The sequence below is a fragment of the Streptomyces sp. NPDC004788 genome (assembly GCF_053601115.1).
This window is the reverse complement of sequence record NZ_JBSGBF010000007.1, coordinates 92,761-116,034: the sequence shown is the minus strand read 5'-3', so window position 1 is coordinate 116,034 and position 23,274 is coordinate 92,761. Positions and strand designations below refer to the sequence as shown.

The 23,274-nt window shown below is 74.4% G+C and carries 16 protein-coding genes; 15 read left to right on the top strand and 1 reads right to left on the bottom strand.

Annotated elements, in window-relative coordinates:
• Nucleotides 1–370: 370 nt before the first annotated feature.
• From ACWEJX_RS06200 to ACWEJX_RS06140, 13 genes are all read left to right on the top strand, one after another.
• Nucleotides 371–1,618, top strand: a complete 1,248-nt coding sequence (locus ACWEJX_RS06200; RefSeq protein WP_451606342.1) for an ROK family transcriptional regulator — start codon at nucleotides 371–373, stop codon at nucleotides 1,616–1,618.
• Nucleotides 1,619–1,658: 40 nt separating this feature from the next.
• Complete coding sequence (locus ACWEJX_RS06195; protein ID WP_451606341.1) at nucleotides 1,659–3,014, top strand: ABC transporter substrate-binding protein; 1,356 nt, start codon at nucleotides 1,659–1,661, stop codon at nucleotides 3,012–3,014.
• A 4-nt stretch (nucleotides 3,015–3,018) separates the two neighbouring features.
• Nucleotides 3,019–3,963, top strand: coding sequence for a carbohydrate ABC transporter permease (locus ACWEJX_RS06190; protein ID WP_451606340.1), 945 nt, complete (start codon nucleotides 3,019–3,021; stop codon nucleotides 3,961–3,963).
• 4 nt (nucleotides 3,964–3,967) lie between these two features.
• A complete protein-coding gene (locus ACWEJX_RS06185) occupies nucleotides 3,968–4,885 on the top strand; it encodes a carbohydrate ABC transporter permease (protein WP_451606339.1) in 918 nt (305 codons plus the stop codon).
• 8 nt (nucleotides 4,886–4,893) lie between these two features.
• Complete coding sequence (locus tag ACWEJX_RS06180) at nucleotides 4,894–6,174, top strand: 6-phospho-beta-glucosidase (protein WP_451606338.1); 1,281 nt, start codon at nucleotides 4,894–4,896, stop codon at nucleotides 6,172–6,174.
• Nucleotides 6,165–7,154: an N-acetylglucosamine kinase gene (locus ACWEJX_RS06175; protein WP_451606337.1), complete on the top strand. Its 990-nt coding sequence runs from the start codon at nucleotides 6,165–6,167 to the stop codon at nucleotides 7,152–7,154. Before ACWEJX_RS06180 ends, ACWEJX_RS06175 begins: the two co-directional genes overlap by 10 nt.
• 307 nt (nucleotides 7,155–7,461) lie before the next feature.
• Nucleotides 7,462–8,925 (top strand): hypothetical protein, encoded by a 1,464-nt coding sequence (locus tag ACWEJX_RS06170; protein WP_451606336.1) that lies wholly within the window; start codon nucleotides 7,462–7,464, stop codon nucleotides 8,923–8,925.
• An 11-nt stretch (nucleotides 8,926–8,936) separates the two neighbouring features.
• A complete protein-coding gene (locus ACWEJX_RS06165) occupies nucleotides 8,937–10,178 on the top strand; it encodes a glutamate ABC transporter substrate-binding protein (RefSeq protein WP_451606335.1) in 1,242 nt (413 codons plus the stop codon).
• Nucleotides 10,179–10,193: 15 nt separating this feature from the next.
• The gene (locus ACWEJX_RS06160) at nucleotides 10,194–11,471 is read left to right on the top strand and encodes a hypothetical protein (protein WP_451606334.1); all 1,278 of its coding nucleotides are present in this window, start codon (nucleotides 10,194–10,196) and stop codon (nucleotides 11,469–11,471) included.
• Complete coding sequence (locus tag ACWEJX_RS06155; protein WP_451606333.1) at nucleotides 11,468–14,035, top strand: tetratricopeptide repeat protein; 2,568 nt, start codon at nucleotides 11,468–11,470, stop codon at nucleotides 14,033–14,035. Before ACWEJX_RS06160 ends, ACWEJX_RS06155 begins: the two co-directional genes overlap by 4 nt.
• Nucleotides 14,036–14,037: 2 nt before the next feature.
• Nucleotides 14,038–15,444: a PP2C family serine/threonine-protein phosphatase gene (locus tag ACWEJX_RS06150; protein WP_451606354.1), complete on the top strand. Its 1,407-nt coding sequence runs from the start codon at nucleotides 14,038–14,040 to the stop codon at nucleotides 15,442–15,444.
• An 83-nt stretch (nucleotides 15,445–15,527) separates the two neighbouring features.
• Nucleotides 15,528–16,865 (top strand): vWA domain-containing protein, encoded by a 1,338-nt coding sequence (locus ACWEJX_RS06145; protein ID WP_451606332.1) that lies wholly within the window; start codon nucleotides 15,528–15,530, stop codon nucleotides 16,863–16,865.
• 63 nt (nucleotides 16,866–16,928) lie between these two features.
• Nucleotides 16,929–18,308, top strand: coding sequence for an FHA domain-containing protein (locus ACWEJX_RS06140; protein ID WP_451606331.1), 1,380 nt, complete (start codon nucleotides 16,929–16,931; stop codon nucleotides 18,306–18,308).
• 12 nt (nucleotides 18,309–18,320) lie between these two features.
• Here the strand turns inward: ACWEJX_RS06140 and ACWEJX_RS06135 are convergent, their stop codons facing one another.
• Nucleotides 18,321–19,286 carry a methyltransferase domain-containing protein gene (locus ACWEJX_RS06135; RefSeq protein ID WP_451606330.1) on the bottom strand — a complete coding sequence of 322 codons (966 nt, stop codon included), beginning with the start codon at nucleotides 19,284–19,286 and terminating at the stop codon, nucleotides 18,321–18,323.
• An 86-nt stretch (nucleotides 19,287–19,372) separates the two neighbouring features.
• Here ACWEJX_RS06135 and ACWEJX_RS06130 point away from each other — a divergent pair, with 86 nt between their 5' ends.
• Nucleotides 19,373–19,777, top strand: a complete 405-nt coding sequence (locus ACWEJX_RS06130) for a globin (RefSeq protein ID WP_403792828.1) — start codon at nucleotides 19,373–19,375, stop codon at nucleotides 19,775–19,777.
• 174 nt (nucleotides 19,778–19,951) lie between these two features.
• Nucleotides 19,952–23,272: an FtsX-like permease family protein gene (locus tag ACWEJX_RS06125; RefSeq protein WP_451606329.1), complete on the top strand. Its 3,321-nt coding sequence runs from the start codon at nucleotides 19,952–19,954 to the stop codon at nucleotides 23,270–23,272.
• Nucleotides 23,273–23,274 lie beyond the last annotated feature (2 nt).

Below are 23,274 nucleotides of genomic sequence, written 5' to 3'. Positions count from 1 at the left end.
ATCACGGTCTCCGCCCCCGTCCCGAACCGGCCCCGGACTGCCCGTCCTGCGCCGCGCTCGTCCAGTGGTTCGACCACTACATGCGCACGGGGCCGCAGCACGACGAATCGGCGGCCGTCGACTGCGTGGTGGAGATCCGGAACCACCCTCACAGCCCACCCAAGATGACGATCAAGGAGTTCCCGGCCGGGAGCTGCGGATGAGCGGACGGGGCCCGCGCGGAGCGCGACGGGCCCCGTCCGCCGACCCGGTCGGCACCTGAACGGGGTATTGACGACCCGCTGACGTCCGCCTTACCTTCCTCCCAAACCAATAGGAAACTTTCCTAACAGTGCAGTCGCAGTCCGCGCAGGCAGACAGGTGGAGCGTCATGGCCGGTACTCCCACCGGAACCCCGGGCACCCCCGGAACCCCCGGCACCCCCGGCACCCCCCGCGTGCTGCGGGCCATGAACGACCGGGCCGCGCTCGAACTGCTGCTGGCCCACGGGCCGCTCTCCCGCACCCGCATCGGCAAGCTGACCGGGCTGTCCAAGCCCACCGCCTCCCAGCTCCTCGCCCGGCTCGAAGCCGCCGGGCTCGTCGTCGTCACGGGGACCACCGAAGGGCGGCCGGGGCCCAACGCCCAGCTCTACGGGGTGAATCCGGGGGCCGCGTACGCCGCCGGGATGGACGTGACGCCGGAGCGGATCCATGCCGCCGTCGCCGATGTCACCGGGCAGGTCGTCGGGGAGTTCCGGGTGGCGACGCCCGGGCGGGCCGGCGCCGAGGGCGGCGTCGTGCGGCAGGTGGCGGCGGCGCTCGACGGGGCCGTCAAGGAGGCCGGGCTCGGGCTCGGGGACGTACAGCGGCTGGTGATCGGGACGCCCGGCGCGTTCGATCCGGCGACCGGGCGGCTGCGGTACGCCTCGCACCTGCCGGGCTGGCACTCGCCCACGCTGCTCGACGAGCTGGCGGTCGCGCTGCCGATGCCGTTCGAGTACGAGAACGACGTCAACCTGGTCGCGATCGCGGAGCAGCGGCTCGGCGCGGCGCGCGACCACGAGAACTTCGTGCTGTTGTGGAACGAGACCGGACTCGGCGCGGCCCTGGTCCTCGGCGGCCGGCTGCACCGCGGGTTCACCGGCGGCGCCGGTGAGGTCGGGTTCCTGCCGGTGCCCGGGACGCCGCTCGTGCGGCACGTGGCGAAGGCGAACTCCGGCGGCTTCCAGGAGCTGGCGGGCGTGCAGGCCATCCCGCGGATCGCCAGGGCGTGCGGGATCGAGACCCGCGAGCAGCCGTACGTGGAGACCGCGGCCGGGCTGCTCGCGCACGCCGCCGCGCACCACGCCGAGGACGAGCGTCACGCCCGGCTCCTCGACGTCTACGCCGAGCGCCTCGCCACCGGACTCGCCGCGCTCGTCGCCGTACTCGACCCGGAGCTGATCGTGCTGTCCGGCGCGGCGATCAGCCCCGGCGGGGAGCCGCTGCGCGCCCGTGTCCAGGCCCAGCTCGCCGATCTCGCGGCCGCGCGGCCGCGGCTCGTCCTCGCCGCCGTCGAGCGGCACCCCGTCCTGCGCGGGGCCCTCGAATCCGCCCTCGCCGCCACCCGCGACGAGGTCTTCGACACCTCTCGGTAAGCACCGTCCCCTCGTCCCGCCCGTCCAGGGAGAACCCGCCATGCCCGCACGCCCCCGCCCCCGTCCACGCCGGCTCGCCGCCGTACTCGCCGCCACCTCCTCCATAGCCCTGTTCGCCTCGGCCTGTACGGGCTCCGCGAACAACGCCGCCACCGACGACCCGAACGCCCAGGTGACGATCACCTTCTGGCACGGCTGGTCGGCGCCGTCCGAGGTGAAGGCGATCAACGACAACATCGAGCGCTTCGAGAAGGCGCACCCGAACATCAAGGTCGACGTCGTCGGCGGCATCAACGACGACAAGCTCAACCAGGCGCTGCGCACCGGCGGTTCGAAGGGCCCGGACGTGGTGTCGTCCTTCACCACGTCCAACGTGGGCAAGTTCTGCTCGTCGGGCGCCTTCGCCGACCTGAAGCCCTTCATCGAGAAGTCGAAGCTGGACCTGGAGAAGACGATCCCGAAGACGCTGCTCGACTACACCCAGTTCGAGGGCAGGCGCTGTGCCATGCCGCTGCTGACGGACGCGTACGGGCTCTACTACAACAAGACCGCTTTCAAGGCCGCCGGTCTCGACCCCGAGAAGCCCCCGAGGACCTGGTCGGAGCTGCTCGCCGACGCGAAGCGGCTCACCAAGCCCAAGGGCGACGGCTTCGAGCAGCTCGGCTTCCTGCCGAACTACCACGGCTACGAGACCACGACCGAGCACTACCTGGGCAGCTGGGGCCCCGCCTACTTCGACGCGAACGGGAAGTCGACCGTCGGCACCGACCCCGGCATCGCCGCGATGATGACCACGCAGAAGAAGATGGTCGACGAGCTCGGCGGCTACGAGAAGCTGGAGAAGTTCCGGACGTCCTTCGGCGACGAGTGGGGCGCCAAGCACCCCTTCCAGACCGGGCAGGTCGCCATGCAGCTCGACGGCGAGTGGCGGCTCGGCATGGCGACCGACGCCAAGGTGCCGTTCGACATCGGCGTCGCGCCCATGCCCGTGCCGGACGGCCAGGAGGCCGACTACGGCAAGGGCTACCTGTCCGGCACGATCATGGGCATCGCGCCGCAGAGCAGGAAGCAGAACGCGGCCTGGGAACTGGTCAAGTTCATGACCACGGACACCGACGCCGTCGTCGCCTTCGCCAACGGCATCCGCAACGTGCCGTCCACCTTCGACGCGCTGAAGTCGCCGAACCTGAAGTTCGACCCGCGCTTCAAGACCTTCCTCGACATCGCCGCGCACCCGAAGTCCAACACGGCGGCGGGCGCGGTCAACGGCGCGACCTACCTCAACACCCTCCAGGACTTCGGCCTGCAGTACGAGAAGGGCGAGGTGACCGACCTCCAGGACGGCCTGCGGAAGACCGCCGCGCAGATCGACACCGACATCGCCAAGGCGAAGTAGCACGATGGCAGGCACGATCACTCTCCGCTCGAAGCGGCGGCGCGCCGCGCTTCGCACGGCGGCGTTCCTGTCGCCGTGGCTGGTCGGGTTCGGCGTCTTCTTCGCTTACCCGCTGGTCTCGACCGTCTACTTCTCCTTCATGGACTACGACGGCTTCGCCGCCCCGTCCTTCAACGGCCTGGCCAACTGGACGTATGTCTTCCGGGACTACCCGCTGTTCTGGCCGGCGCTGCGCAACACCCTGTGGCTGGTGGTGGTCATGACCGCCTGCCGGGTCGTCTTCGGACTCGGCGTCGGCCTGCTCGTCACCAGGATCAAGACGGGCGCCGGGCTCTTCCGGACCCTCTTCTACCTGCCCTACCTGGCCCCGCCGGTCGCGGCGACGCTCGCCTTCGTCTTCCTGCTCAACCCCGGCACCGGGCCGGTGAACTCGCTGCTCGAAGCGGTCGGCGTCCCGGGCCCGGCGTGGTTCAACGACGCCGCCTGGTCCAAGCCCGCGCTGACGATGCTCGCGGTGTGGGGCGTCGGCGACCTCATGGTCATCTTCATGGCCGCGCTGCTCGACGTACCGAAGGAGCAGTACGAGGCCGCCGAGCTGGACGGCGCCTCGGCGTTCCAGCGGTTCCGGTACGTCACGCTGCCGAACATCTCGCCGATCGTGATGTTCGCCGTGGTCACCGGGGTCATCCAGGCGATGCAGTACTACACGCAGCCGCTGGTCGCCGGGAAGGTCGCCTCCGGCGTCATCGGCGGCTCCGGACAGTCCTTCGAACCCGGCTACCCGGACAAGTCCACGCTCACCCTGCCGCAGCTCGTCTACAACCTCGGCTTCCAGCGCTTCGACTACGGCGCTGCCTGCGCCACCGCCCTCGTCCTCTTCGCCCTGGCCATGGCCTTCACCCTGCTGCTCATGCGCCGCCGCGGCGGTCTCGTCCAGGCAGGTGACTGAATCCATGAGCCGACTCCTCGACCCCGCCGAAGTCGCCCCGGAGATACGCCCGGAGCTACGGAAGGCCGGGGCCTCCCCCGCCGCGCGCACCGCCCGCCGCAAGGCACTGCTGCACTGGATCGCGGTGCACGCGCTCGGCATCGCCGCCGCGCTCTTCTTCGTCCTCCCCTTCGTCTTCGTCCTCCTCACCTCGCTGATGAGCGACCAGCAGGCGCTCACCCGCGACCTCACCCCGAACACCTGGCAGTGGGACAACTACGTCCGCGTCCTCGACACGCCGGGCTTCCTCACCTGGTGGCGCAACACCCTGCTCTACGCGGGCCTCGGCACCGTACTCACCGTGGTGTCGTCCGTCCCGGTGGCGTACGCGCTCGCCCGGTTCCGCTTCCGCGGCAGCCGGCTCGCGCTGATGCTCGTCATCGCGACGATGATGCTGCCGCCGCAGGTCGTGGTCATTCCGATGTACCTGTTCTGGGCCAAGCAGCTGGACCTGTCGGGCACGCTGTGGCCGCTGATCATCCCGATGGCCTTCGGCGACGCGTTCTCCATCTTCCTGCTGCGCCAGTTCCTGCTGACCATCCCGAACGAGTACCTCGACGCGGCCCGGGTCGACGGCTGCGGCGAACTGCGCACCCTGCTCCGGGTCGTGCTGCCGATGGCGAAGCCGGGGATCGCGGCGATCGCGCTCTTCCAGTTCTTCGCCGCGTGGAACGACTACTTCGGGCCGCAGATCTACGCCTCCGAGAACCCGGCCGCGTGGACGCTCAGCTACGGCCTGGAGTCCTTCAAGGGCGCGCACCACACCGACTGGAATCTGACCATGGCCGCGACCGTCCTGGTCATGGCCCCCGTGATCCTCGTGTTCTTCTTCGCGCAGAAGGCGTTCGTCGAGGGTGTCACGCTGACCGGAGTGAAGGGCTGATTGCTCGTATGAAACTGGCTGTCGTGGGGGGTGGCTCCACCTACACCCCCGAACTGATCGACGGATTCGCGCGCCTGCGCGACACCCTGCCCGTCACCGAACTCGTCCTCGTCGACCCGGCCACCGAGCGGCTCGACCTGGTCGGCGGCCTGGCCCGGCGGATCTTCGCCAGGCTCGGCCACCAGGGCAGGATCGTCACCACCTCGGACCTGGACGCCGGCGTCGACGGCGCCGACGCCGTCCTGCTCCAGCTGCGGGTCGGCGGGCAGGCCGCCCGCGAGCAGGACGAGACCTGGCCGCTGGAGTGCGGCTGCGTCGGGCAGGAGACGACCGGCGCGGGCGGCCTCGCGAAGGCGCTGCGCACGGTGCCGGTGGTGCTCGACATCGCCGAGCGGGTCCGCCGCACCAACCCGAACGCCTGGATCATCGACTTCACCAACCCGGTCGGCATCGTCACGCGGGCGCTGCTCCGGGCCGGCCACAAGGCCGTGGGCCTGTGCAACGTGGCCATCGGCTTCCAGCGCAAGTTCGCCGCGCTGCTCGACGTGGCCCCGGCGGACGTGCACCTCGACCACGTCGGGCTCAACCACCTGACCTGGGAGACCGGCGTACGGCTCGGGGGCCCCGAGGGCGCGGACGTGCTGCCGCGGCTGCTCGCCGAGCACGGCGACGCCGTCGCCGCCGACCTGCGGCTGCCGCGCGCGGTCCTCGACCGGCTCGGCGTCGTCCCCTCGTACTACTTGCGCTACTTCTACGCGCACGACGCCGTCGTCGAGGAGCTGCGCACCAAGCCGTCGCGGGCGGCGGAGGTCGCGGCGATGGAGCGGCAGCTCCTGGAGATGTACGGGGACCCGGCGCTCGACGAGAAGCCGGCGCTGCTGGCGAAGCGGGGCGGGGCCTTCTACTCGGAGGCGGCGGTGGACCTCGCGGCCTCCTTGCTGGGGGGCTCCGGGGGCTCGGGCGGCGGCTCGCCGTACCAGGTGGTGAACACGTACAACAACGGCACGCTGCCGTTCCTGCCGGACGACGCCGTGATCGAGGTGCAGGCGGCGGTCGGGCCGAAGGGCGCGGTGCCGCTGCCGGTGCCGGAGCTCGACCCGCTCTACGACGGCCTGATCGCGCACGTCACCGCCTACGAGGACCTGGCCCTGGACGCGGCGCTGCGGGGCGGCCGGGACCGGGTGTTCAGGGCGCTGCTCGCCCATCCGCTGGTGGGGCAGTTCGCGCAGGCGGACGCGCTGACCGACCGGCTGATCGCGCACAACCGGGAGCACCTGGCGTGGGCGTGAACCTGGGCGGGCTGCTCCTCGCCGTCGACGCGGGGAACAGCAAGACCGACGTCGCGGTCCTCGCCCCGGACGGCACGGTCCTGGGCGAGGCGCGCGGCGGCGGGTTCCAGCCCCCGGTGGTGGGGGTGGAGGCGGCGGTCGACACGGTCGCGGAGATCGTGGGTCGGGCGTGGGAGGCGGCCGCCGGGGCCGGAGTGCCGGTGGCGTTCGCGCAGGTCGCGGCATGTCTCGCCAACGCCGATCTGCCGGTGGAGGAGGTGGAGTTGGAGCGCGCCCTGTACGCGCGGCGGTGGAGCCGCTCGATACGGGTGCACAACGACACCTTCGCCATCCTGCGGGCCGGCGTCGACGAGCCGCGCGGTGTGGCCGTGGTGTGCGGCGCGGGCATCAACTGCGTCGGGATGACCCCGGACGGCCGCACCGCCCGCTTCCCCGCCATCGGCAAGATCTCCGGCGACTGGGGCGGTGGCGGCGGCCTGGCGGAGGAGGCGCTGTGGTTCGCTGCCCGCGCCGAGGACGGGCGCGGCGAGCCGACGGCGCTCGCGCGGACGCTGCCGGAGCACTTCGGGCTGCCGACGATGTACGCGCTGATCGAGGCGCTGCACCTGGGGCGCATCCCGGTCGAGCGCAAGCACGAGCTGACGCCGGTCCTCTTCCGTACGAGCGCCGGGGGCGACCCGATCGCCCAGTCCCTCGTGGACCGGCTGGCGGAGGAGGTCGTGGCGCTCGCCTCGGTCGCCCTCGCGCGGCTCGGGCTGCTGGACGAGGCGGTGCCGGTGATGCTGGGCGGCAGCGTGCTCGCGGCCCGGCACCCGCGCCTCGACGCGCGGATCGCCGAACTGCTCGCCGTGAAGGCCCCGAAGGCGGTCGTGGGTGTGGTGGCCGCGCCGCCGGTGCTCGGCGCCGGGCTGCTCGCGCTCGACGCGGCGGGCGCGGGCGCGGAGGCGGCGGCGCGGCTGCGCGGGTACTACGGGGCCTGAGCAGGGACCTCGGCCGGTGCGGGGTGCTCCTCTTCAGGGGCGCCCCGCACGCGCGTTCACCCCATCGAGCGACGTTCGAGACGGAACCGATCCCAGCCGGGAGACGTATTCACAGTGACAGATGTTCGAAAGGGGGATCGCTCGCGGAGGTGTCCGCGGTGTGGGGCACCATAGGCACCAGCAGCGACAAGATCGAGACAATCCCGGTGTGTGGCCGGGATACTGCGGCCATACTGCTGGCCGGGTAGTACGTCCGCCACTCCACCGGCCGGACGGGATCGACGTCTGAGACCGAGGGGGAGGTCACGTGACACACCCGCCGAACGCGCCCGCCGCCTCGGTGGCGCAGGGCACCGGCAGCGCGCCCGCGCGGCCGGGTCCCGGCGTGCCCGCGCAGCCGGGACAGCAGTCCGGGCCGGGGCCGGGCCGGCCGCCGGCGCCCGCCGAGGTGCCGCCGCCGGCGGCGCCCGGGGTCTGGGCGCAGGGCCGCGAGGTGCTGCGCCGCGCGGCCACGACGGAGCCGGGCCGGCTGCGGATCCTCGGCGCCGTGCTCGCCCTGCTCGTCGTGGCGTTCGGGGCGGTGACGGCCTTCGAGGTCGCCGACCGGTCCTCGTACGCGGACGACGTGGTGGGCCGCAGCCAGCCGCTGAGCGCCGACGCCGCCGACATCTACCGCTCACTCGCCGACGCCGACGCCACCGCGGCGAGCGGCTTCCTGGCCGGCCCGCAGGAGTCCGCACAGATCCGCCAGAGATACGCGGACGACGTCACGACCGCCTCCCGGCTGCTCGTGAAGGCCGCCGCCAGCACCGACTCCGACGGCGTCTCCGCGCGCGAGATCGCCACGCTCAACGAGCACCTGCCGCGCTACACGGGCCTGATCGAGCGCGCCCGCGCCGCCAACCGGCAGGGCCTGCCGCTCGGCGGCGCCTATCTGCGGTACGCGAACCAGACGATGAGCCGCGACCTGCTGCCCGCCGCCGAGCGGCTGTACGCGGCGGAGACCGCGCGGCTGCACGAGGACGACGACGAGGCGCGCGCCTGGCCGTTCCTCTCGCTCGCGCTCGGCCTGCTCGCCCTGGCCGTCCTGGTCTGGGCCCAGCTGCGCAACTTCCGCATGACGAACCGGGTGTTCAACCAGGGCATGCTCGCCGCGACCGCCGCCTGCGTCGTCGCCCTGCTGTGGCTCGTCACCGGCCACGGCCTGGCCCGCGCGGGCCTCGACGACGCCCGCGCGCACGGCCAGGAGTCCCTCCAGGTGCTCAACGAGGCCCGGATCAGCTCCCTGAAGGCCCGTGCCAACGAGAACCTGACCGTGGTCGCCCGCGGCGCCGTCCTCACCGACGACGGCAAGCACGACAAGTACGAGGCCGACTACAGCAGCAGCATCGCCACCCTCTCGACCGCCCTCAAGGCGGCCGGCCGGCTCGCCGACGACGACGCCGGGCGCGGCCCGCTCACCGAGGCCACCGCCCGTGCCGAGGAGTGGCGGGGGCGCCACCGGCAGGCCCGCGAGCTGGACGACGCCGGCGACTTCACCGGCGCCATGAACCGGATCATCGGCACGACCGAGTCCACCGGCCAGTCCTTCGACCAGGTCGACGCGGCCCTCGGCCGCGCCCTGGCCCACGAGCAGGACGAGTTCACCCGGGCCGCCGACGGCGGCCGGAACGCACTGACCGGGCTGCCGCTGGGCGCGGCCGTGCTCGGCGTGCTCGCCGCGGCCTGCGCCGTCCTCGGCGTCAACCGCAGACTGTCGGAGTACCGGTGAGAGGGGGCGACATGCCGGACGGTGTCGAGCGGACGACCGGAGCGGGCCGGATACCGGACGGCACGGCCGCGCGCATGCCCCGGCCGCGCCGGGTGGCCGGGCGGGCCGCGGGCGAGGACCCGGCGACGGGTCCGGAAGAGCTGGTCGTCCGGACGGCGCACGCCTCCGCCGCACCCGCGCGCCGCCGCCTCGGACGGCTGCGCGGCTGGGGCGGCGTCGCCGCCATGGGCGTGGCCTGCGGGCTCACCGCCTCCCTCGCGCTGCTCGCGCTGCCGCACACCGCGGACCGGGCCGGGACCCCGGTCGGGGCGCCCCGCACGGGCAGCGGGGTGGGCGACGGGGTGCAGGTCACCGCGAAGAACGGCGAGCGTGCCGAGAGCGCGGAGACCTGCAAGGACCCGGAGGCGTCGCTGACGCCGTCGGCCGCCGACGGGCCGACCGTCGAGAAGATCAAGCGGCGCGGCAAGCTCGTCGTCGGCGTCGACCAGTCCAGCTACAACTGGGGCTTCCGCACGCCGCCGACGGTGACCCGGCTGCCCGACGGCTCGGTGAAGGAGACGCCCGGCGAGCTGCAGGGCTTCGACATCGACCTGGCGAAGGCAATCGCGAAGGACATCCTCGGCGACGAGAACGCCGTCATCTTCCGCACGATCCCGACCAACCAGCGCATCGCCGCCCTGGAGGGCGACAAGGTCGACCTCGTGGTGCGCACGATGACCATCAACTGCAAGCGGATCCAGCAGGTCGCCTTCTCCACCGCCTACTTCCAGGCCGGCCAGCAGGTCCTCGCCCCCAAGTCGTCCCCGATCACCGGCTACGACTCCTCCCTCAGCGGCAAGCGGATCTGCACCGCCGAGGGCTCGACGGCCTACGAGGCCCTGGAGGAGAAGTCGTTCGGCGCGGTCTACAAGGACGTCGGCGACGACACCAAGGACGACCCGGACCTGCTGACCGTGCCCAACCAGCTGGACTGTCTGGCCCGGCTGCAGATGGGCGAGGTCGACGCCGTCGTCACGGACAACGCGCTCGCGGCCGGCCAGGCCGCGCAGGACCCGGCCGTCGAGCTCAAGGGCCGGCCGTTCACCACCGAGTACTACGGAGTGGCCGCCAAGCTCGGCAACGACGACCTGGTCCGCCGGGTGAACCAGGTGCTCGTGCAGTACCGGCAGGGTCCGTGGCAGAAGGCGTACGACACCTGGCTGAAGGCGGACCTGCCCGGGATATCCGGGCCGCCGGCCCCCAAGTACAAGTAGAACGAGAGGTGATCGATGGGCGTCGCGGGACCCCCCGGGCCGGTAATGGACCGGGACGAGGTGGACCGTGCGCTGGCGCGGCTCGGCGCGGAGCACAAGGCGGTCGAGGACTCGCTCCTCGCACTGCAGGACCACGCCGGCCGCAGGCTGCTCGAAGGTGCCGAGCTGACCGGGACGACCCGGGACCGCTGGGCCGCCACCGAGCGGACGATCACCCTGCTGTGGGCGTACTTCGACGCGTACACCGCCGCCCTGCACGGCGCCCGTGAGGTGCGGGCCCGGCGCCGCTGGCCGGGCCGCGAGGAGCTGGTGGAGCTGACCGACCGGCTGCGCGGCGCGAGCGTGCACGTGCCGGGCGGGGCGCGGGAGCAGGCGGCGCTGACCGAGTCGTTCAGCCTGGACGCCCTGGTCCGGCGGATGAACGAGTTGTACGCGCAGTCGCTGGACGTCGTCGTCACCGCCGACGCGGTGTGGTCGGCGCTGCCCGCCCGGATCGACCTGCTCGCCGCCGAGCTGGGCCGCACCCGGTCACTCGCCCACTCGGTGGGAGTGCGGCCCGGGGAGCACCCGGCCGGGGACGAGCTGGAGGAGATCACGGCCGAGCTGGCGGCGCTGCGGGAGCAGGTCGTGTCGGACCCGCTGGCGTTCTGGCGGCCGGCCGGGGGCAGTTCGGCGCCCGGCGGCGGCCGGCCCGACACCGGACGCTACGACACGGCGGCCCGCGCCCTGGAGGACATCCGGCGGGAGATCGAGGCGGTGCTGCGGGTCCGGCAGGACTCGGAGGACCGGCTGCTGCGGCTGCGGGACGTGCTGTCCCGCGCCGACCGCACCCTCGCCGAGGCCCGCGCGGCCCGCGGCGAGGTGCTCGCGAAGATCGCCGCCTCCGAGGTGCCGGCGGTCAGCGGGCCGCCGACCGCGCTGCAGGAGCGGCTCGCGGCGGCCGCCGAGCACCGCCGGCACGCCCGGTGGCACCGGCTGTCGCCGCTCCTGGACGCCCTGGAGCGGGAGGCGGAGGACGAGCTGATGCGCGCCCGCGAGTCGCTGACCGCGGTGACCGCGCCGCTCGCGGTGCGCGCCGAGCTGCGCGGCCGGCTCGACGCGTACAAGGCGAAGGTGGCCCGACTCGGCGGCGCCGAGGACCCGTTCCTCATCGAGCGGTACGACACGGCCCGGCGGATGCTGTGGAGCGCGCCCTGCGATCTGCGGGCGGCCGAGCAGGCGGTGCTGCGCTACCAGCAGGCGGCGGCCGAGACGCTGTCCGGGCCGAGGGACGCACGGGGGGATCGATCATGAACGGGGAGTCCGGAGTGAGCAGTTGTCAGCGTCCGACGTGCGAGGGCTCGTACGAGGACATGGGCGGCGGCGAGCTGTACTGCGACACGTGCGGGCTCGCCCCGGTCGTCGCGCCGGGCGGGCAGCTCGCGTCCAATCCGACGGGCATGGCCGTGCCGGGCCGGGAGTCGTCGAAGGGGTCGGGCCGGGGCTCGACCAGCAGCTCGGTGCGCAGCGGTTCGCGCGCCTCGTCCCGGGCGTCCTCACGGTCCTCGGCGTCCCGGCGTTCGGTGTCGGGGCGGCTCTCGCGCTCGCTGTCGGGGCAGGGCTCGGCGCGCTCGGTGTCGGTGCGCAGCTCGGGTTCGAGCGGTTCGCAGTCGGGGCGCGGCCGGCTGGGCGCGGGTCTGGTGACGGTGCCGGAGGTGCCGCGTCCGGATCCGCGGGCGGCGGTGATGGCGAACCCGGAGGTGCCCGAGAGGAAGCGATTCTGCTCGCGTTCCGACTGCGGCGCCCCGGTGGGCCGTTCGCGCGGTGACCGGCCGGGCCGTACGGAGGGTTTCTGCACCAAGTGCGGCCACCCGTACTCCTTCGTGCCGAAGCTGCGGGCCGGCGACGTGGTGCACGGGCAGTACGAGGTGGTGGGCTGCCTCGCGCACGGCGGCCTCGGCTGGGTCTACCTCGCCGTCGACCGGGCGGTCTCGGACCGCTGGGTCGTCCTCAAGGGCCTGCTCGACACCGGCGACCAGGACGCCATGGCGGCCGCGATCTCGGAGCGCCGCTTCCTCGCGGAGATCGAGCACTCCAACATCGTCCGCATCTACAACTTCGTCGAGCACCTGGACCCGCGCACCGGCTCCCTGGACGGCTACATCGTCATGGAGTACGTGGGCGGCAAGTCGCTCAAGGAGATCGCCAACGACCGCCGCACGCCCGACGGCCGGCGCGATCCGCTGCCGGTGGAGCAGGCGTGCGCGTACGGCATCGAGGCGCTGGAGGCGCTCGGCCATCTGCACAGCCGCAACCTGCTCTACTGCGACTTCAAGGTCGACAACGCGATCCAGACCGAGGACCAGCTGAAGCTCATCGACATGGGCGCGGTCCGGCGGATGGACGACGACGAGTCGGCGATCTACGGCACGGTCGGCTACCAGGCGCCGGAGGTCGCCGAGGTCGGCCCGTCGGTGGCCAGCGACCTCTACACGGTGGCGCGCACGCTCGCCGTGCTCACCTTCGACTTCCAGGGCTACACCAACGTCTACGTCGACTCGCTGCCGGAGCCCGAAGGCATCGAGGTCCTGCGGACGTACGAGTCGTTCTACCGCTTCCTGGTGCGGGCCACCGACCCGGACCCGGCCCGCCGCTTCTCCTCCGCGCAGGAGATGGCCGAGCAGCTGACGGGCGTGCTGCGGGAGGTCGTCGCCCTGCAGTCGGGCCGGCCGCGGCCGGCGCTCTCGACGCTGTTCGGCGCCGAGGTGCGGGTCACGGACACCGAGCTGTTCGACGAGCAGACGGACGACGTGTCGGTGCTCGGGGCGCGCGAGACCCGGCGTGGGCGCCGCAACGCGCTTCCCTCCGCCGTCCCCGGGCGGGGCGGGGCCTTCCTGCGCCCGCTGGACGTGCCCGCGACGACGCTCGCGCTGCCGGTGCCGCGGGTCGACCCCGGCGACCCCAACGCCGGTTTCCTCGCCGGCCTGCTGGCCGCCGCGCCCGCCGAGCTGATCACCGCGCTGCACGCGGCTCCGGTCCCCTCGCTCGAACTGAGCCTGCGCGAGCTGCGGGCCCGGCTCGAGATGGGCGACCTGGGGGCCGCCGGGCGGGCCCTGGAGAACCTGGAGCGGGGGTACGGGGACGACTGGCGGGTGGTCTGGTACCGCGGCGTGACCTCGCTGGTCGCCGGCGACCGGGAGAGCGCGGCGCTCGCCTTCGACGCGGTCTACGACGCCTTCCCCGGCGAGCCCGCGCCGAAGCTGGCGCTCGGCGTGTGCGCGGAGGTGCTGGGCCAGCTGGACAACGCGGCGGAGTACTACCGCCTGGTGTGGGCGACCGACCCGAGCTATGTGAGCGCCGCGTTCGGCCTGGCCCGGACGCAGATGGCGGCGGGCGACCGGGCGGGCGCGGTGCGCACCCTGGAGTCCGTGCCCGAGTCGTCCATCCACTACACCGCGGCCCGGGTCGCGGCCGTCCGCGCCCGGCTGCGCCGCCGCCCGGCGAACGAGGCGCTCGGCGGCGACCTGACGGCGGCCGCCGCGCAGGTCTCGGCGCTGCAGAGCTTCGGCCTGGACGCGGTGCGCCGCGAGCGGCTGGCCACCGAGGTGCTCGGCACGGCGCTCGACTGGGTGCTCTCCGGGAGCCCCGGCGCGGGGCCGGCCGGCGCGGGAACGGGCGGCGCGGGGCCGGCCGGCGCGGGAACGGCCGGCGCGGGAACGGGCGGCATGGTGCTGCTCGGCAGCGAACTGGACGAGCGCGGACTGCGCTTCGGCCTCGAACGCTCGTACCGGGTGCTCGCCCGGCTCGCCCAGCGCGGCGAGGAGAGGATCGAACTGGTGGAGCGGGCCAACCGCTACCGCCCCAGGACGTGGGTGTGAGTATGTCCCTGAAGCCCAAGGCCCCGCACCCCCTGGGGACCTGCCCCGAGTGCAGCGAGCCGCTTGAGTCGGGGGACCGTTTCTGCGGCGCGTGCGGTTACGACCTGTCGGCCGCCCCCGCACCCGAGCCGGACCGCCCGACGGTCCCGATCGCCCTCCCCGTCGACTGGCCGGAGGCCCCGCCCCGCGACCCCAACTCCCTGACCACGGCCACCCAGCACCCCGGCGACCTGCCGGGCACGGACTCGGGCGGCCGCGACCTGCCGACGATTCCGGTGCGGATCGACGAGGTGCCGCAGGCGGGGCCGGGCGCGGCCGCCGGTACGGCACCGGTCTCGGGGCCGGGCGCCGCCGAACCCGGCTCCGCCGACGGCGACTTCACCCTCGCCGCGCCCGACCCGCGTGCCGCGCTCCAGGCCGAGCCCGCGCCCCGGGCCGAGCCCGCGCACTCGCCCGAACCCACGACCGCACCCGCCCCCACGCCCGGTGAGGCGCGGAAGCTGTGCGTCGCGTGCCGGACCGGACAGGTGGACGGGGACGGGTACTGCGAACACTGCGGGCACGCGCAGCCGCGCGAGCGGGACCACATGGAGGAGGAGCTGCCCGCGGTCGCCGCCGTGAGCGACCGGGGGCTGCGGCACCACCGCAACGAGGACAGCTTCGCCGTCGCGTCGGCCGCGCTGCCCGACGGCACGCCCGCCGCGGTCGGCGTGGTCTGCGACGGCGTGTCGTCGGCGACCCGGCCCGACGAGGCGTCCAGCGCCGCGGCCTGCGCCGCGAACGCGGCGCTCGTGGCGGCGCTGCCGCGGGGCACACACCCGCAGCAGGCGATGCACGAGGCGATCGTGGCCGCGGCCGAGGCGGTCAACTCCCTGGCGGAGCAGGGGCTGGACTCCGGCGAGCGCGATCACCACACCAACGCGCCGGCCTGCACCATCGTCGGCTCCGTCGTCGCGGGCGAGCTGCTCGTGGTCGGCTGGGTCGGCGACAGCCGGGCGTACTGGGTGCCCGACGACCGCACCGCGCCGCCCGCCCGGCTCACCGAGGACGACTCGTGGGCCGCGCAGATGGTGGCGGCGGGCCTGATGAGCGAGGCGCAGGCGTACGCGGACGAGCGCGCTCACGCGATCACGGGCTGGCTCGGCGCCGACGCGTACGAACTGGAGCCGCACACCGCCGCGTTCAAACCGGACCGGCCGGGCGTGGTGGTGGTCTGCACCGACGGGCTGTGGAACTACGCGGAAGCGGCCGAGGAGATGGCCCGGATCATGCCGGCCGACGCCTCCGCCCGCCCGCTGCACGCGGCCCAGGTCCTCGTCGGCCACGCCCTCGACGGCGGCGGCCACGACAACATCACGGTCGCGCTGCTGCCGTTCAGCCTTCCGGCCTCCGGGGCAGGATCGGCCTGACCGGCCGTCCGCCCCGCCACCCCGATCCCCACTCCTACTTTCTTCCTCACTTCTCTTCTCGTGAGCCGAGGAGCCAATCACCCATGGCCAACTTCTCCAAGCCGACCGGGCCGCAGTTCTCGGTGGACGTGTACCAGAACGAGTTCCTGCCGGAGGGCGGGCGGGACGTCAACGCGATCGTCACCGTCACCGCGACCGGCGGCGGCACCACCGCCGGACTGCAGGCCGCCGCCGGCGGCCGCTCCGCCGCGGTCGTGCTGATGCTCGACTGCTCGGGTTCGATGGACTACCCGGCGACGAAGATGCGCGGCGCGCGCGAGGCGGCCGCCGCCGCCATCGACACCCTGCGCGACGGCACGGCCTTCGCCCTGGTCGCCGGCACGCACGTGGCGAAGGAGGTGTACCCGGGCGGCGGGCGGCTCGCCGTCGCCGACGCGCGCACCCGCGCCGAGGCCAGGGACGCGCTGCGCGGCCTGAGCGCGGGCGGCGGCACCGCCATCGGCACCTGGCTGCGGCTCGCCGACCGGCTGCTGTCCTCCGCCGACGCGGCCGGCGCCCCGATCCGGCACGGCATCCTGCTCACCGACGGACGCAACGAGCACGAGTCGCCCGCCGACCTGCGCGCCGCCCTGGACGCCTGCGCGGGCCGCTTCACCTGCGACGCGCGCGGCGTGGGCACCGACTGGGAGGTCGAGGAGGTCAAGGGCATCGCCCGGGCGCTGCTCGGCACCGCCGACATCGTCGCCGACCCGGCCGGGCTCACGGCGGACTTCACGACGATGATGGAACGCGCCATGGACAAGGAGGTCGCGGACGTCGCGCTGCGCCTGTGGACCCCGGTCGGCGTGGAGATCGGCTTCGTGAAGCAGGTCGCGCCGACGGTCGAGGACCTGACGGGCCGGCGCACCGAGGCGGGCCCGCGCGCCGGGGACTACCCGACCGGCTCCTGGGGCGACGAGTCCCGCGACTACCACGTGTCCGTGCGCGTCCCCCAGGCCGCGGTCGGCCAGGAGATGCTGGCCGCCCGTGTCTCGCTGATCGTGCCGGACCCGGCGGGCGGCACTCCGGTGACGCTGTCTCAAGGACTGGTACGGGCGGTGTGGACGGACGACATGGTGATGTCGACGGCCATCAATCCGCAGGTCGCGCACTACACGGGGCAGGCCGAGCTGGCCGATGCCATCCAGCAGGGTCTGGATGCCCGCAAATCGGGCGACCGCGACGGCGCGACGGCCAAGCTGGGGCGTGCGGTGCAGCTCGCGGCGGCCTCCGGGAACGCCGATACCGCGAAACTGCTTTCGAAGGTGGTGGACGTGGTCGACGCCGCGACGGGTACTGTGCGGTTGAAGGCGAAGGTCGCGGAAGCGGACGAGATGACTCTCGAGACGCGTTCCACCAAGACCGTTCGCGTGAAGAAGTAAACGGACATTACGCAGTAAACGGACACAGGGCCGTAAGGGACGACGAGAGGGGGAAGCACCGACATGCCGACCTGCCCGAACGGACACCAGTCGGTCTCCGACGACTGGTGCGAGGTCTGCGGCCACCGCATGGCCGGGGCGGGTGCGCCGACGGGTGCCGTACCGCCGCCTCCCCCGCCGCCGCCCGCCTACGGCTACCCGGGCCCCGGCGGCCCGGCCGGCCCGGGCCCCGCCGGCCCGCCTCCGCCGCCGCCGATGCCGGGTGGCCCCATGGGCCCGGGTGGCCCCGGCGCGCCCGGTGGCCCCGGTGGTCACGGCGCTCCCGGTGGCCCCGGCGCGCCCGGTGGTTACGACCCGAACGCGACCGCCCAGGCCGAGCTGTGCCCGCAGTGCCGCACCCCGCGCGAGCCGATGGCGCCGTTCTGCGAGGAGTGCCGCTGGAACTTCCTCACGAACACGGCGACCTCGTACACCCCGATCGCCCCGGCGCCCGGCCCGGGCATGCCCCCGCCGCCGGCCCCGGCGCCCGGCGGGCTCAACCTGCCGCCCGGCTTCCAGTCGCCGCCGCGGCCTGCGCAGCCGCAGCATCCGCACCCGGATCCGTACGAGTACCAGGGCTCGCGGCCCTCGCAGGTGAACCGGCCGGCCGAGCCGCTGGGCGCCGACCCGACGCACCACCAGGCCCCGCCGCAGCGCCCGCCGATGTCCGGCCCGCCGGCACCGCCGGCGCCGATGGCCCCCCAGGCGTTCCAGCCGGCCCCGCCGGCGGGCGGCCCCGGCATGCCCCCGCCGCCCGCGCCGCCGCAGCCGCGCGCGGACGACGACTGGCTGCTCTCGCCCCCGTCCCGGCCGGAGCCGCCGGCGCCCGCGCCCGGCCCCGTACCGCCGAACCTGCCCCCGCTGCCCGGCCACGGCGGCCCCGACCCCCAGGGACCCGGTCCGCACGGCCCCGGTCCGCAGGGACCCGGTCCGCAGGGTGCTCCGCCCGCGCCCTTCCAGCCGCAGCAGCCGCAGCCCCCGCAGCAGCGTCCGCAGCCGGCGAACTGGACGGCCGTGATCGGACCGGACCGCGAGTACTTCATGGCGATGATGCACCGCAGCGGCCCGGAGGCGACGGGGCTCAACCTGCCCGCGTACTCCCCCGAGCAGCACGTGCCGCTCCAGGGCAACCAGGTCAGCATCGGCCGCCGCCGGCACTCCACCGGCGAGTCGCCCGACATCGACCTGTCGGTGCCGCCGGAGGACCCGGGCGTCTCGCACCAGCACGCGGTGCTCGTGGCGCAGCCGGACGGCTCGTGGGCGGTGGTGGACCAGAACTCCACCAACGGCACCACGATCAACGGCTCGCCCGACCCGATCCAGCCCTATGTGCCGGTGCAGCTGGGCGACGGCGACCGGGTGCACGTGGGCGCCTGGACGACGATCACCGTCCGCCGCGGCTGAGCCAGCAGGAGTTCAGAGGCCCGGCAGCGGCCAGGCGTACGGCCCCTCGGGGTCGTCCAGCCAGGCCCACTGCCGGTCCTCCCGCACCGTCGCCCCGAAGCGCTCCCGCTCCGGCCGCCGTTCGCGCTGCCAGAGCGAGAGCGCTTCGCGCATCTCCAGGCTCTCGCCGACGAGTCCGGCCAGGAACTGGAAGCGCTCGTCCTCGTACGCCCGGCGCGGCACCCCGCCCATGTGCCGGTGCGGGGTGCGGGCGGCGCCGCCGCGCAGCGGGACGAAGTAGGCGGAGGTGTCGAGGAACCGGCCCTCGGCGTGGTCCGGGTCCTGGACGGCGAGCAGGATCAGGCCGGTGGAGAGCGGCGCGAGGATCCGGCCGCCGGGCCGGCTCTGGGCGAGCCACGGGTGAGGGACGGCGGGGATCTCGCAGGTGGCCACGATCCGGTCGTACGGGGCGTGCTCGGGGCAGCCGCGGGCGCCGTCCCCGGCGATCACGGCGGGCCGGTGGCCGGCGGCGGCGAGGTGGACGCGGGCGGATTCGGCGATCTCCTCGTCCAGGTCGACGGTGGTGACGTGGCGGTCGCCGAGGCGGTGGCAGAGCAGCGCGGCGCCGTAGCCGCTGCCGGCTCCGATCTCCAGGACGTCGTGGCCGTCGTCGATGCCGAGGGCTTCGAGCATCCGGGCCATGAGGGACGGCTGGCTGGCGGAGGAGAGCAGCTCGCCGTCCCGGACGCGGGTGGCGAGCGCGGTGTCGTGGTAGGCCCCGCGCAGCCAGCGGGCCCGCCGGGCCGGGTCGGGGTCGCCGGACCAGAGGCGCTCGTAGCCGGCCGGGCCCGGCACGTAGTAGGAGGGAACGAAGAGGTGGCGCGGGACCTCGGCGAAGGCGGCCCGCCAGGCGGGGTCGCGCAGCGCGCCGTACGCCTCGATCTCGCGCACCAGCGCCCGCCGCGCCCGCGCTCCCTCCTCGGCGAACATGTCGCGCATGTCTCCACTGTGCTGTGGAGCCCCCTCTTCCGGCCACCGGTCCTAAGTCTCCGGACCTCCGTCGGGGCATCTGAGACGATGGAACGGTGAACGAGATTCCGCGCGGCACGCTTCAGGAGCAGACCTTCTACGAGCAGGTGGGTGGCGAGGAGACCTTCCGGCGCCTGGTCCGCCGCTTCTACCAGGGGGTGGCGGAGGACCCGCTGCTGCGGCCGATGTACCCGGAGGAGGACCTGGGACCGGCCGAGGAGCGCCTCGTGCTCTTCCTCATCCAGTACTGGGGCGGTCCGCGGACCTACAGCGACCACCGTGGCCACCCGCGGCTGCGGATGCGGCACGCGCCGTTCACGGTGGACCGGGCGGCGCACGACGCCTGGCTGCGGCACATGCGGGACGCGGTGGACGAGCTGGGGCTCGCGCCGGAGCACGAGCAGGAGCTGTGGCGGTATCTGACCTTCGCCGCCTCGGCGATGATCAACACCGCGGAGTAGCCCGCTCCGCTGCCCCCCGCGCCCGGACGAACACATTCCGGTGATCGTGTGCCGAATAACGGTCACGATCGGATCAAGGTGCCTTCGAAAGCGGTTTCCAGACGCCGGGCCCTCTGAAAACATCCGATGAAAGTTCGATAGTGAACGATCACGGTGTTTTCAGGGGGGAAACGGGTGACGGGCTTCGTACTCCTACGGGTCAGGGCGCACCGGCTGCTCCTGACCGCCGCCCTCCTCGCCGTCCTCCTGACGACCTCCGTCCTCGCGACGCTCGCCGCCTTCTCCGGATCGATCGGCGACGCCGCGCTCCAGGGCACCCTGCAGGGGCGGGCCGCGCCCGCCGCCGCGCTCGTCATCAGCGGGCAGATCCCCGAGGACAAACGGGCGAGCGCCGACGCGGCCGCCCGCAGGGGCACCGAGCGGACCTTCGCCGGGCTGCCGGTGCAGGTGCGGAAGCTCGCGGCCTCCGGCCCGTACGCGCTGCCGCGCTCGCTCCAGCCGCCGGCCGCCCGCGCGGGCGACCCGGACCTCACCCACTTCGCCGCGCTCGACCGCTCCCGGATCACCCTGGTCCGCGGCGCCTGGCCGCGGCCCGCGACCAAGGATCCGAACGCGCCCGTCGAGAGCGCCGTCCCCGAGGAGGTCGCCCGCCGGCTCAAGATCACCTCCGGCACCGTCCTCGACCTCACCGACCGGCTCGCCGACAAGCCGCTGAAGACCCGGATCACCGGCGTCTACCGGCCCGTCGACACCGCCGACCTGTACTGGCAGCTCGACGCGGCGGGCGGCCGGGGTGTGAAGACGCTCGCCTTCACCACCTACGGGCCGCTGTTCGCCGACCCCGCCACGCTCACGTCCGGCCGGGTCACCTCCGGCAGCACCTCCTGGCTGGGCACCGCCGACTACAGTGCCCTCACCACCGACCGCACCGACGCCCTGCGGGCCTCCGCCACCAAGGGCCCGGAGACGGTCCTCGCCGACACGGCGGGCTTCGGCACCACCGTGACCGCCTACACCGCGCTGCCGACCGTCCTGGAGCAGACCGACCGGGCCCTGCTGGTCTCCCGCTCGACCCTCTCCATCGTGGCCGTGCAGCTGGTGCTGCTCGCCGCCTACGCGCTGCTGCTCGTCGCCCGGCTGCTCAGCAGCGAGCGGTCCGGCGAGACCGAACTCCTTCGCGCCCGTGGCGCCTCCCGCCGCCGGATCGCGGGGCTCGCCTCGGTCGAGGCGCTACTGCTCGCGCTGCCCGCCGCCGTCGCCGCGCCGCTGCTCTCGGGTCCGCTGACCCGGCTCTTCGCCGACCGCACCGCGCTCGACGCGCTCGGCCGGCTCGACGCCGCTCCCCCGCCACTCGTCTGGCTGGTCGCCGCCGCCGTCGCGCTGTGCTGCGCGGCCGCCGTGGTCGCCCCGGCGCTCGCCGCCGGGGACGGCGCCGTCGTCTCGCTGCGCAAGGGACGGGCCGCCGCGCTGCCCGCGCCGGTCCGGGCCGGCGCCGACATCGGTCTGCTCGTCATCGCGGGCATCGCCTACTGGCAGCTCGACCGGCAGACCGGCGCGGGCGGCGCCGGGGCGCTCGCCGGCGACCGCTCCGGCGGCCTCGGCGTCGACCCGCTCCTCGTCGCCGCGCCCGCCCTCGCGCTGCTCGCCGGCACCGTCCTGACGCTGCGTCTGCTGCCGCCCGCCGCCAAGCTGGCCGAGCGGCGCGCCGCCGGCGGCCGCGGTCTGCCGGCGGCGCTCGCGGGCTGGCAGTTCAGCCGCCGTCCGCTGCGCGGCGCGGGCCCGGTGCTGCTGCTCGTGCTCGCCGTCGCCATGGGCATGCTGGCGATCGGGCAGTCCGACTCCTGGAACCGCTCGCAGCGCGACCAGGCCGACTTCAAGGCGGGTGCGGACGTACGGGTGCTGAGCGCGGGCCCCGGCGACCTGGCCGAGACCGAACGCCTCGCCGCGCTGCCCGGGGTCCGGGCGGCGGCGCCCGTGCACCGGGCCGGCACCGACATCGCCGGACACAACGCGACCGTCCTGGCCGTCGACACCCGGCACGCCGCCGACGGCCTGCGGCTCCGCCCCGACCTCGCCGACGGCGCCCCCGCCGCCCGCATCGCCGCCGTCGCGCCCGAGGCCGGGCCGCATCCCGGCATCGCGATCCCGGCCGGCACCCGCGCGCTCGCGGTCGAACTGCGCGACAAGGCGCCGCGCGACACGTTCCCGACGCAGGCCACCGTCGTCCTGCAGGACGGCTACGGCATCCCGTACCGCCGCGCTCTCGGCACCCTCCCCGCCGACGGCCGCACCCACCGGCTCACCGTCCCGCTGCCGGAACTCCGCGGCGCCGGCGGCTTCAGCGTGGCCGGCCTGGAGATCGGCGGCACGCTCGGCGAGGGCACGGGCGGGCAGCGGGTGCTCACCGTCGGGCGGCTGTTCTCCGTCCGCACCGGCGGCGCCGCGCAGCCGATCGACGTGCGCGGGGCGCTGCCGAGGTGGACCGCCGAGTACACCGCGCGGCTCGCGAACGGCGACAACCCGGAGGTCCCGCTCAGCGGGGTGGCCCGCCCCGGCGGCTCGCTCGACGTCACCTTCGAGGCGGGCAGCCGGAAGGTCGCGGGCGCCTGGCCCGGCACGGACGACTACGACCTGACGCTCGCCGCGCCCCGCCCGGCGCCGCCGAAGCAGATCCCGGCGCTCGCCACCGACGCGTTCCTCACCGCCGCCAAGGCGAAGAAGGGCGACGTCGTCGAGGTCGCCGTCAACGGCTCCACCCTGCGCGTGCTGATCGCCGAGGTCGTCCGGGAGCTGCCGACCACCGGCCCCGGCGCCCGGGCCGTCTCCGCCTCCGCTCCCCCGACCACGCCGCAGGACGGCGGCGCGCTCCTCGTCGACCTCTTCACCGCCAACCGCGCCCTCTCGGCCACGCCCGGCGCCACCCTGCCGCCCACCGAATGGTGGCTGGCCACCGCGCCCGGCCGCGCCGCCGACGTCGCGAGGACCCTGCGGGCCCGCCCGGAGGCGGACCCCGCGCAGGTGCTCGTACGGGACGAGGCCGCGGCCGAGCTCCTCGGCGACCCGCTCGGCGCGGGCCCCAACTCCGCGCTGATGGCGGTCGCGGCGGCCGCCGCGGCGCTCGCCGCGGTGGGCTTCGCGGTCGGCTCGGCCGGTTCGCTGCGGGAGCGGGCGCAGGAGTTCGGCGTCCTGCGCGCCCTGGGCGCGCCGCGCCGCCAGCTGGCCCGCCTCATCGCCGCCGAACAGGGCCTGCTCGTCGGCATCGGCCTGCTCGTCGGCGTCGCCCTCGGCACCGTCCTCACCCGGGCCGTCGTCCCCCTCGTCGTCCTCACCGGCCAGGCCGAACGCCCCGTCCCCCGCGTCCTGGTCGAACTCCCCGTCGCCCACGTGGCCCTCCTCCTCGCGGGCGTCGCCGCGCTGCCGCTCGCGGTGGTCGCGACGATCGCGCTGCGCCGCACGGACCCGGCGACGACCCTGCGCACCCAGGGGGGCCACTGATG